The following is a 10,208-nucleotide window of genomic DNA, read 5'->3' on the forward strand; positions in this document are numbered from 1 at the left end:
CCGATCTCCTCGCTCAGAGCCGGCTTCCCAACGAGATCCACATCATCGACGACGCCAGTGCCGACCCTGCGGGCATCAAGGTGGCGAAGACAGGGAGGCCGGCCGCGCCCCACGGCGGCGCGCCCCCGCGCCGTGCGCGGGGGTCTTGATGAAGTAGGGAAGTCTGTCTGCGTCCCCCTGAGCGTCCCTCGTCCGGTCCCGGTAGATGCTTGATATCCGGTCCCAGGTGATGGTTGACGGTGGCCGTGATCGGTTTTGCTGTCCGCGTTGTTGCTGCGCGTGGCGGGAGGCCGGGATTGGCTCTGGTGGAGTTGTCGGTCGTCGAGCAGAGGTATCGGGCTGTGCTGGTGGTGTTGGCTGGTGCGACGGTGACAGAGGTCATGCCTCGCCCGGTGTGCCCGCGCCGTGCGTGTCCTCGCCGTGCGTGCCCCCTGCCGTGCGTGCCCGCGCCCGCGCACGCGGCCGCCGGGCCCGGGGCCCGTGACTGCCCCGCTCCATTTCTCCCCGCCGTACCGTCATGAGCCCCGGGCCCGCCGAACCCGCCTCTTCGCCCCCCGCCTTTTGGGACACCTCGTCAGAAACCTTGAATTCCCTTTTCTGGAAACCGAGTTCGGTGGTGATCGAAGTGGCAGGCCGTTTAAATCGGGCCGGTGCGCAGTGCTGACCAGGCCGTTGGCACCGTCCGCCGCTCCATTCGGTAGCGTTTCGAAACGTCTTGGAAATTCGCCGGAAGTAATTCACATCGTAGTGTTGCCACGCTTCAGCGGCTTGGTGAGAAAGGCGAACGATGCGAGACGTGGCCGGACAGGGAATCAGCAGACGCGGGATGCTTCGCTGGACAGGGGGAGCCGTCGGCGCTCTCGCCGTCACCGGCGTCGCCGGTCCGCGAGCGGGGGCCGCGGCCCGCCGATCGCGACCGGGCAGCATCACGGAGGCCGCGTCGATGCTGCGGGCCGGCAGGGTGACGTCGGTCGAGTTGACCCGCGACGCGCTGGCCGCGGCATCCGCGTCGCAGCCGAAACTCAACGCCTTCATCACCATGACGTCCCGGCAGGCCCTGGAACTGGCCGCCCTGCGCGACGCGGAACTGGCCGCCGGCAGGGATCGGGGACCGCTGCACGGAATTCCGATCGTGCAGAAGGATCTCTTCGACACCGCCGGAATACCGACCACTGCCGGGTCGCAGGTGTACGCCGATCGGGTGCCGACGGCGGACGCGACGGTCGTCGCCAGGCTTCGCGAAGCCGGCGCGGTGAGCATCGGCAAGACGAACATGAACGAGTTCGCCGCGGGAATTGACGGCAGGAACGCCTTCTACGGTGACGTGCACAATCCGTGGCGGCTGGACCGGTCGCCCGGCGGCTCGTCCAGCGGGACGGGAGCGGCGATCGCGGCCGGCGTCACCCTGGCCGGTATTGGCAGCGACACCGGTGGCTCGGTGCGGGTGCCCGCCGCGTGGAACGGGATCGTCGGTGTCCGCCCCACCCATGGCCTGGTCAGCCTGCGCGGCGCGATCCCCCGGTCCCCCAGCCTCGATGTCGTCGGCCCGTTCGGCCGCACGGTGCGCGACACAGCTGCGATGCTGACCGCCATGGCCGGGCACGACCCGCTGGACCCGTACTCGCTGGAGGGCCCGGGCACCGACTACCTGGCCGGGATCGGCGGCGGCGCGGCCGGACTGCGCATCGGCCTCATCGCGGACTACAGCCTGCGGGAACTGGACGACGACGTCGAACGGGAGGTGCGCAGGGCCCTGACCACATTCGCGGGGCTGGGTGCGCGCGTCACGACCGTCCAGGTCTCCAACCTCGCCGACCTGCTCGATTTCACCGCTGCCTTCACCATCCTGCGCTACGAGTTCGGGCAAGCGATGAAGGACGTCTACTGGCCGGCTCCGGACAAGACCATATTCGGGGCCACCGTGCGCTCGGACATGGAACTGTCCGCGAAGATTTCCTCCGCCGACTACCAGGCCGCGCTGGCCCGCAGGCCCGCCGACACGGCGCCGCTACGGGCTGCCTTCGACGACGTCGACATCCTGGTCACACCGATGATGCCCACGGTGGCGCCACCGCTGAACACGACCTCCGACGAGTATGTGCGGGGCCGGCGCTACACCATGCCGTTCAGCTATGCGGGCCTGCCCTCGGTGTCGGTGCCGTGCGGATTCGGCCAGGCCGGACTGCCCGTCGGCCTGCAATTGGTCGGCGCGGACCGCTCGGAAGCCATGCTGCTGCGTGCCGCGGCCGCCTTCGAACGCGCCGCCGCCCTGCACCGGGCGGCTCCGCCGGCACGCGCCCAGTAGGGCTTTGTTGGGTCCTGGTGTGTGGTCGGGGTGTGGGGGCGGGTTGGCCGATATCGAGCAGGCGCCGTTCCAGGTGGCCAGGATCCTCTGTAACTCGCGGAGGACCGCGTAGAGGGTCAGGTCGGCGCAGGGGCTTTTGGATCGAGCCTCAGCAGGGTGCAGAACGCCTGGGCGAGGGCGGCCAGGGTGACGTGGCGGTGCCAGCCGTGGAAGTTGCGGCCTTCGAAGTGATCCAGGCCGAGACCGTCTTTGAGTTCGTGGTGGTCGTGCTCGATGCGCCAGCGGATTTTGGCGGTGCGGACCAACTCGCGCAGCGGGGTGTCGGCGGGCAGTGTGGACAGCCAGTAGTCGGTGGGTTCGGCGGAGCCGGGCGGCCACTCGGCCAGCAGCCAGCACTCGGGCAGGGAGCCGTCGGTGGCACGGCGGATGGTGCGGTCGGCCGGGCGGACCCGCAGCGCCAGGAAGCGTGAGCGCACCTGGGGTTGCGGGTTGCGTGTGCCTGTCTTGCTGCCGTGGCGCCACACCACGCTGCGGGCCGCACCCCGACCGGCGGCCAGGGCCAGAGCGCGCAGAGTGGTGTGGGGCAGCGGGTAGGCCGGGCCGGTCGGCGGCCCGGCCGCTGTAGGGCGGGCGTTCGGGGACTGCGTCGCCCGGGTAGGCGGTGGTGGTGGCCTTGACCGCGACCGCGTAGGCCAGGCCGCGTTCGCTCAGGCCTTCACGGAAGCCGGTGGCATCCCCGTAGCCGGCGTCGGCGACTACCGGCAGGTCCGGCAGTTCCCAGTCCTCACGGACCTCATCGAGCATGTCCAGGGCCAGTCGCCATTTCTCCCGGTGTCGCTCGCTGTCGGGGATGCCGACGCGCGATCGTTTCCGCGATCGGCCTCCCGCCGATCCGGTTTCACGACCTTCGCCACGGTGCAGCGACGCTGGCCCGCGCGGCCGGGGCCGACCTGAAGGACATCCAGGAGATGCTCGGCCAATCCTCGATCACCATCACGGCCGACACGTACACGAGTCTGTTTCCCGAGGCGGACCTGGCGATCGCCGAAGCCGCAGCCCGGCTCGTGCCGCGCGCACGCGCCACCTCAGAGAACACCGCCTCCGGGCCAGAGTCCGAGCCCGACGAGGCGGAGGAGCCCGGCGCGGAGCCCGTGCCGGATGGTGCTGATCCGTCGGGAGGAATATCGGGGTCTGGCGACCCGTCCGCTCACGCACCGCTCACGCAAACGGCCTCAGACGAGGAGTCCGAGGCCGAAACAGAGCGCCGCCCTGGGGGAGAAACCCCAGGTCAGCGGCTTAATGCATTGTGCCCTAGGCAGGATTCGAACCTGCGACACCCGCTTTAGGAGCATGATCATAAGGTTACTCGTCTTTCCTTGTCCGGCTTGATGTTTCGCTGTTCTCGCAGGTCATCAGCCTGATGAGGAATGGCGGGGGAGTGATCTTTCACGATCCTTCGCGGGCTTTCTCTGTCCTGCTGTTCCCATCAGGTTCCCAACTGAGGCCTTGGGAACGTTCTTCGAGAGTCGACAGAAGGTGTCTACGCAGCTCCGTCGCCCAGTCGGGTTCCGTTGAGCACCGCAGACGCTTTGGGAGGAGCAGCAGGCTCGCTCCCTTGGCCCGGGAGCTGAGCCAGTGGCCGTTTTCGCAGGTCAGCCGTGTCCTCGCAGACTACCCCGCCATCACGTCTCCGTCCCGCGGTGCTGCCGGGTCCGTCCGTGATGTCCTGTACGGGTTGACCTTGCACTTGTCAGCTCTATGCTGCATCCGGTCTTGCATAGGTCAGCGTGACCTTGCATCGAGGGGTGGGTTAGCGGGACGTGGTAGGTGAGTTAGAGGTGCTGCCGGGCGGTGTGGCCGGGCCACCGGCGAAGGGGTAGGAGGTCGCTTACATGGCCGCTGACGGTACGAAGTCGCGGCGTCCGCTAGCGGATGTGTGAGCGGTGCGGTTCGAGGACGTCGTCCCGGTACGGGAGTTCTCGTCGTACCGGGGGCAGCGGAACCTGCCGGGGCTTTGGTGGTCGGCCACGGCCGGTGGACCGACGCCGACCCATGCATATGAGGGGCCGCCCACTGCCCTGCTGACACAGACAGACGGGCGGGAAGGCGCCGACACCTGGGTGCGGGTTCGCTGGTTCCGGCCTTCGGACACATCGGTACAGCGGTCAATGGTGAGATTGGTCTTGGGGAGGCCACCCGTCACGTGGGTTGGCAGCGGCGCCTTGGCGCTACCGGGCGAGAAGGGCCCGGACGGTCTTGCCGCCGGCCGTCCGGCGGGTCACCGCGGTGGTGCGGGCGAGGCGGTTGACCATGGGCCAGCCGAAGCCTCCGGTGCCGCCGTTCAGGTCGGGGGTGCGCATGCGCGGCGCCTGCATACTGCCGTCATGCACGGCCACCTCGATGCTGTCCGGGTCCGCGGTCAGGTCCAGGGTGCAGGTGCCGCCGCCGTGGCGCAGGGCGTTGGTGACGAGCTCCGAGACGACCAGGATCACGGTATCGGCGGTCTCGGCTGGGATCGTCGGCTGTGCGAGACCTTCGAGGAAATCCCGGGTGCTCTCGCGTGCGCCGGCGACGGATGTCGCGGAGCGGACGGTTGCGACGTTGACGCTCATCGTGTCCATCAGGTCACCCTGGTCTCTGGATCGTCAATGCCCGGTCCTGTCTGCCCGGTGCTGTGCCCTGGCCTGCGGCGCGTTAACCGCACGAGGCCCCGGCTGTGGAGCGTGCCTGGCCGATCATCCACGCAGTCAGGCGGGGAAGCTGTGGTGCTCGCGGAGTCGAGGCCGGCGTAACGGCGCTGCTCGGAGCGGGTGCCCCTGCCGGAGTGGGGCCGCCGCGTGCCCCTTCTGTGGTCGAGGTCGACTATCTCTCTGACCAGCGCCCAAAAATCTGTGTCGGCCGGAGTAGACATTGAGCGGTGGTGTGGTTATGGTTTCTCTCGTAGCCGAGATCAAGCGAGGCCCGGCAGAGACGAACTGCCGGGCAGCAGTACACGCAGTTCGCAGGACGGTGCGGTGGTGGAGTTTCGAAGCCAGGGTTGTTGCAGAACGGCGACGGGACTGACGACCGGACCGGGTGGCCCGCAGTGATCAGGGGCCGCCGTGAGCAGTACCGCAGTAGCAGTTCAGTAAGTGAGGTTCGCAGTACCCAGCAGTGAAGTCAGTGAGCAGCACCTCGGTGAAGGCGTCGGCTGCGGACGCGCGCATCGGGAAGTTCGGCAGTGGGGTTCTAAGCCAGAGCAGATGCAGGACGGGCGACGGGGCTGGCTGCCGAAGAGTGGCGCTGTTCGAGGCCACGAGCAGTTCGCAGTACCAGCAGTACGCAGTTCCGCAGTTCCCGTTTGGTAAGTAGCTCATCCAGAGGGAAGAACGGAGGAGTTGAGCGCCATCAGGATCGCCCGGGCGGAATCACTGAGCCCGGGTACCGCAGGACATCGATTGTGAGGTGGTCTCCGGTCAAGCAACCGCGATCCCCGCATTCCCCGCCCTCTCCCGGGTGGGCATGCGGACACAGAAGGCCGGCGCAGTACCAGGGCCGGCAGATGGTGTAGCAGTTCCTTCGGGGCCCTGGTGCCATACGGCACCAGGGCCCCTCCACGCGTTCCACAGAGAGGTGCAATGACAGCAGACGACTCGTTCAGCCGTCTCGATGACGACGACTACCCCGCCTACACCATGGGCCGGGCCGCCGAGATGCTCGGCACCACCCAGGGCTTCCTCCGCGCCCTCGGCGAAGCCCGCCTCATCACCCCGCTCCGCTCCGCAGGCGGACACCGCCGCTACTCCCGCTACCAGCTGCGCATCGCGGCCCGCGCGCGTGAGCTCGTCGACCAGGGCACCCCGATCGAGGCTGCCTGCCGCATCGTCATCCTCGAAGACCAGCTCGAAGAAGCCCAGCGCATCAATGCCGAATACCGCCGTGCCGCCGAGTCGGTGTATTCACCGCCCGCGGTCTGAGGTGGTGCGCGCCCGCCAGGTACCGGCGGGTCCCGCACATGCGGGGGCGTGGCGCATGGGTCGTTTCCTGGTGACAGGGTGTGCGGACATTTAGCGTCTGCGTCAGCTGTCATGGTTCGGAAGTTCCCCTGCGCCCACGTCTTCGGCGTGGGCATTCTGCTGTGCTGTGCCGCAGGAACCAGGGCGATCACCTCCGCCTTCCGCATGTCGTGGGAGGCGTTCGTCGACTGGAAGGCATGAGACATGGCTACGGGAACTGTGAAGTGGTTCAACGCAGCCAAGGGGTTCGGCTTCATCGCCCAGGACGGCGGCGGCCCGGACGTCTTCGCCCACTACTCCCCGATCAACTCCTCGGGCTTCCGTGAGCTCCAGGAAGGTCAGGCCGTGACGTTTGACGTCACCCAAGGCCAGAAGGGCCCCCAGGCCGAGAACATCAACCCCGGCCTGACTTCCTTCCTGCCCGCGCTCGCAGGGTACGGCTGCCCCGGGGCAGGCCCTGCTGTCCGACGGGTTCACCCGAACAGCTGGCGCCGGCCTTCAGGCGACGGTGGCGGGATCTGGGGCGCACGTGATCAGGGCCGCGCCGCAACAGCTGCGCGGCCCTGATCTTGTCGGGACCGGCGTACGGGCCGATGAGGCCGGCGCCGGGCTGAACGGTAGGGATCGTGGCACCGGAATAGTCGTGTCCTCCGGGCCGTGATGGGCGACCGCTCTTCCTGAAACGCTGTGCTCCGGGTGGATCAATATCTATATCCGTGAGGTGAGGGTTTAACGCGCCACGCGGGGAGTGTTTTTACCGCAACTAACAGAGTGGAATTATTTACCGTACGCGGGCCGCTACCCCATGCTACTGTCGATCTCAGTTGCAGTTGTGGTTCCCAAAACTTTAAGCGCCTTCGCCTGGCATTTTCAGCCACTGGAAGCGTTTTCGTATTGCCGGTCATTTTCCGGACGGGGCATCATCGCGGCGACCCGGAATCCGTGCATCGCGGGTCCCGGCGTACTGCCCCAAAGGAGATATGACATGGCGTCAGGTACCGTGAAGTGGTTCAACGCAGCCAAGGGGTTCGGCTTCATCGAGCAGGACGGTGGCGGCCCTGACGTGTTCGCCCACTTCTCGAACATCGCCGCCCAGGGCTTCCGTGAGCTGCTCGAAGGCCAGAAGGTCACCTTCGACATCGCGCCGGGCCAGAAGGGCCCGACGGCCGAGAACATCGTTCTCGCCTGACGCTGACGCGCACTTTGTAGCTGGGGCCCGCATCCCTCGGGGTGCGGGCCCCAGCTGCGGGCATTTCCCGCAGTGGTGTCACCTGTGGGACAACACCGCCCGCAGCCCCTTCCTCAGGGATGCGCGCCTCTTCGGAGCTGCACCCGTCGACGTCCGGTATTTCACGTCCACATGACGTCACCCATTTCATCGCCTGCACCCCGCACTGGATTCACTGCAAGCCAGATTCGCTTTCGCATTCCATTCGGCCCGTTCTTGTGATTCCCCGCGCTGCTCTTCCGCTGCGGGAATTCCTTGATACGTGCCGTATCAAGGAAGGTTCTCAATGAACCCCACACGTACGAACGGCCGTTCCTCCCGCCCCCGCCGCACCGACGGCCCCGCTTTCGGCTCCGGCGCCGGTTCGGGGCGGGGCGGCCGCTTCGGCTCGCCCGCCCCGAGCCGTTCAGGGGGTCCGAGCCGTTCAGGGGGTCCGAGCCGCTCGGGCGGCCACGGCCGGCGGCCCGCAGCGGTCCAGGGCGAGTTCGCCCTGCCGGAGACGATCACTCCCGCGCTGCCCGCGGTCGAGGCGTTCGCCGACCTCGACATGCCCGCCCAACTGCTGGCCGCGCTCACCGCGCAAGGCGTGAGCGTCCCGTTCCCGATCCAGGGCGCGACCCTGCCCAACACCCTCGCGGGCCGCGACGCCCTGGGACGCGGACGCACCGGCTCGGGCAAGACCCTCGCCTTCGGCCTGGCCCTGCTGGCCCGCACCGCCGGACAGCGCGCCGAGCCCCGCCAGCCGCTGGCCCTGATCCTTGTTCCCACCCGCGAGCTGGCCCAGCAGGTGACCGACGCACTCACCCCCTACGCCCGCTCGGTGAAGCTGCGCCTGGCCACCGTCGTCGGCGGAATGTCGATCGGCAGGCAGGCCAATGCGCTGCGGGGCGGCGCCGAGGTCGTCGTCGCGACGCCGGGCCGCCTCAAGGACCTCATCGACCGCGGTGACTGCCGACTCAATCAGGTCGCGATCACCGTCCTGGACGAGGCCGACCAGATGGCCGACATGGGCTTCATGCCCCAGGTCACCGCTCTCTTGGACCAGGTACGCCCCGAGGGCCAGCGGATGCTGTTCTCCGCCACCCTCGACCGCAACGTCGACCGGCTGGTCCGCCGCTACCTCACCGATCCGGTCGTCCACTCCGTCGACCCGTCCGCAGGCGCGGTCACCACCATGGAGCATCACGTGCTGCACGTCCACGGCGCCGACAAGCACCGGACGACGACGGAGATCGCGGCGCGCGAGGGCCGGGTGATCATGTTCCTGGACACCAAGCACGCCGTCGACCGGCTGACGCAGGACCTGCTGAACAGCGGTGCCCGGGCCGCCGCCCTGCACGGCGGGAAGTCGCAGCCGCAGCGCACCCGGACCCTGGCCCAGTTCAAGACCGGGCACGTCACCGTGCTCGTCGCGACGAACGTCGCAGCGCGCGGCATCCACGTCGACAACCTCGACCTCGTCGTCAACGTCGACCCGCCGACCGACCACAAGGACTACCTCCACCGCGGCGGCCGCACCGCGCGGGCCGGCGAGTCCGGCAGCGTCGTCACCCTGGTCACCCCCAACCAGCGCCGCGACATGACCCGCCTCATGACGGCCGCCGGCATCGTGCCCCAGACCACCCAGGTCCGCTCCGGCGAAGAGACACTCAGCCAGATCACCGGCGCCCAGACCCCCTCCGGCATCCCCGTGACGATCACCGCGCCGGTGGCCGAACGGCGCAAGCGCAGCGCGGCCTCACGCGGCCGACGCAGCCCCGCTTCGGCTGCCCGGCGCGTGAGCGTGCGGCAGTCCTCCTTCGATGCGGCGGCCTAGAACCTTCGTGATCAGGAAACTGACCCATCTCTGCAGGAGGCACGTTTTGACGCTGGTTCAGATGCAGCCCCGCTCGGCGAATGCCACCCCCGTACACAGGACGGCGGCCGACGCCATGGACGCAGCCGGACCGCAGGTCTGCGACGACATGACCATCGAGGTCGCCCTGTCCGTCATGGACAGCGCCCGCACCGGGCACCTGCTCGTCTGCGACAACGACGGCCTGTGCACCGGCCTGGTCACCCAGGCCCAGCTCGCCGCAGTCCGCGACAGCTCCGCGTACACGGACCGGGTCCAGCTGCGCGACATCCTCGGCGACCGCCGGCCGTTCACCGCGCCCGTGACCTCGATGGCCGAAGCCGAGCACGCCATGCGCTGCCGCCGGCTCGATGCCATGCCTGTCGTCGACGAACAAGGCAGTGCTCTGGGCGTCCTCGCCCTTGCCGGCTGAACCGCCTCACCGCGGCAGAACCATCCCCCTTCGTTCTTCTCCTTGTGAGGCATCATGCGCTGTGTCATCGCCCGCTTCCCGTTCGACCTCACCAAGAGCGGCGTCCTGGAATCGATGAAGGGCATCAGGCCCGAGCAGGTCTTCGGCGAGTCCGTGGTCATCGGCCGCCGCACCTACCCCGTCAGGCAGGTCGGCCAGGTCGTCACACGCCAGGACCGCCGCGATTTCAGCGCCGGCGAAGTCCTCCGGGCCATGACCCAGCTCGGCTTCACCTGCCGCGGCCTTCCCAAGGCCGCCGCGCCCACGCGCGTCCTCAACCCGTTCCAACAGGCTTCCGCGATGCTCGGCGCCCCCGCGGTCGTCTGACCGACGGGCAGGGCCTTCGGAGCGGGCGCGAGGGCAGCCGCAAGGGC

At 68.5% G+C, this 10,208-nt stretch carries 9 protein-coding genes and 2 pseudogenes; 9 read left to right on the forward strand and 2 right to left on the reverse strand.

Annotation, left to right across the window (positions count from 1 at the left end; translation table 11 throughout):
- Window positions 1-796: 796 nt before the first annotated feature.
- Entirely contained in the window at window positions 797-2,305 is a 1,509-nt protein-coding gene (locus tag ACWDO5_RS33715) for an amidase (protein WP_450534366.1), read from the forward strand.
- A 116-nt stretch (window positions 2,306-2,421) separates the two neighbouring features.
- Here the strand turns inward: ACWDO5_RS33715 and ACWDO5_RS33720 are convergent.
- Window positions 2,422-3,178 (reverse strand): annotated as a pseudogene (locus ACWDO5_RS33720) (IS701 family transposase); the annotation flags it as partial.
- Window positions 3,179-3,195: 17 nt separating this feature from the next.
- Between ACWDO5_RS33720 and ACWDO5_RS33725 the strand changes: the two are divergent.
- A complete protein-coding gene (locus tag ACWDO5_RS33725; RefSeq protein WP_450534373.1) occupies window positions 3,196-3,651 on the forward strand; it encodes a tyrosine-type recombinase/integrase in 456 nt (151 codons plus the stop codon).
- Window positions 3,652-4,533: 882 nt separating this feature from the next.
- Here the strand turns inward: ACWDO5_RS33725 and ACWDO5_RS33730 are convergent.
- Complete coding sequence (locus ACWDO5_RS33730; RefSeq protein WP_450534367.1) at window positions 4,534-4,926, reverse strand: ATP-binding protein; 393 nt, start codon at window positions 4,924-4,926, stop codon at window positions 4,534-4,536.
- A 996-nt stretch (window positions 4,927-5,922) separates the two neighbouring features.
- Between ACWDO5_RS33730 and ACWDO5_RS33735 the strand changes: the two genes are divergently transcribed.
- The 7 genes and pseudogenes from ACWDO5_RS33735 to ACWDO5_RS33765 all read left to right on the forward strand — a co-directional run bounded on the left by ACWDO5_RS33735 (window position 5,923) and on the right by ACWDO5_RS33765 (window position 10,161).
- Window positions 5,923-6,261 carry a MerR family transcriptional regulator gene (locus ACWDO5_RS33735; RefSeq protein WP_450534368.1) on the forward strand — a complete coding sequence of 113 codons (339 nt, stop codon included), beginning with the start codon at window positions 5,923-5,925 and terminating at the stop codon, window positions 6,259-6,261.
- A 111-nt stretch (window positions 6,262-6,372) separates the two neighbouring features.
- A complete protein-coding gene (locus tag ACWDO5_RS33740; RefSeq protein ID WP_450534369.1) occupies window positions 6,373-6,501 on the forward strand; it encodes a hypothetical protein in 129 nt (42 codons plus the stop codon).
- A 3-nt stretch (window positions 6,502-6,504) separates the two neighbouring features.
- Window positions 6,505-6,702, forward strand: a pseudogene (locus ACWDO5_RS33745) (cold-shock protein); the annotation flags it as partial.
- A gap of 583 nt (window positions 6,703-7,285) precedes the next feature.
- Window positions 7,286-7,489, forward strand: a complete 204-nt coding sequence (locus ACWDO5_RS33750) for a cold-shock protein (RefSeq protein WP_266516097.1) — start codon at window positions 7,286-7,288, stop codon at window positions 7,487-7,489.
- A 325-nt stretch (window positions 7,490-7,814) separates the two neighbouring features.
- Complete coding sequence (locus ACWDO5_RS33755) at window positions 7,815-9,344, forward strand: DEAD/DEAH box helicase (RefSeq protein ID WP_450534370.1); 1,530 nt, start codon at window positions 7,815-7,817, stop codon at window positions 9,342-9,344.
- A 46-nt stretch (window positions 9,345-9,390) separates the two neighbouring features.
- Window positions 9,391-9,795, forward strand: a complete 405-nt coding sequence (locus tag ACWDO5_RS33760; RefSeq protein ID WP_450534371.1) for a CBS domain-containing protein — start codon at window positions 9,391-9,393, stop codon at window positions 9,793-9,795.
- Between the two features lie 54 nt (window positions 9,796-9,849).
- Window positions 9,850-10,161 (forward strand): SCO5918 family protein, encoded by a 312-nt coding sequence (locus tag ACWDO5_RS33765; RefSeq protein WP_450534372.1) that lies wholly within the window; start codon window positions 9,850-9,852, stop codon window positions 10,159-10,161.
- Window positions 10,162-10,208: the final 47 nt, after the last annotated feature.

The sequence above is a fragment of the Streptomyces sp. NPDC000880 genome (assembly GCF_053599675.1).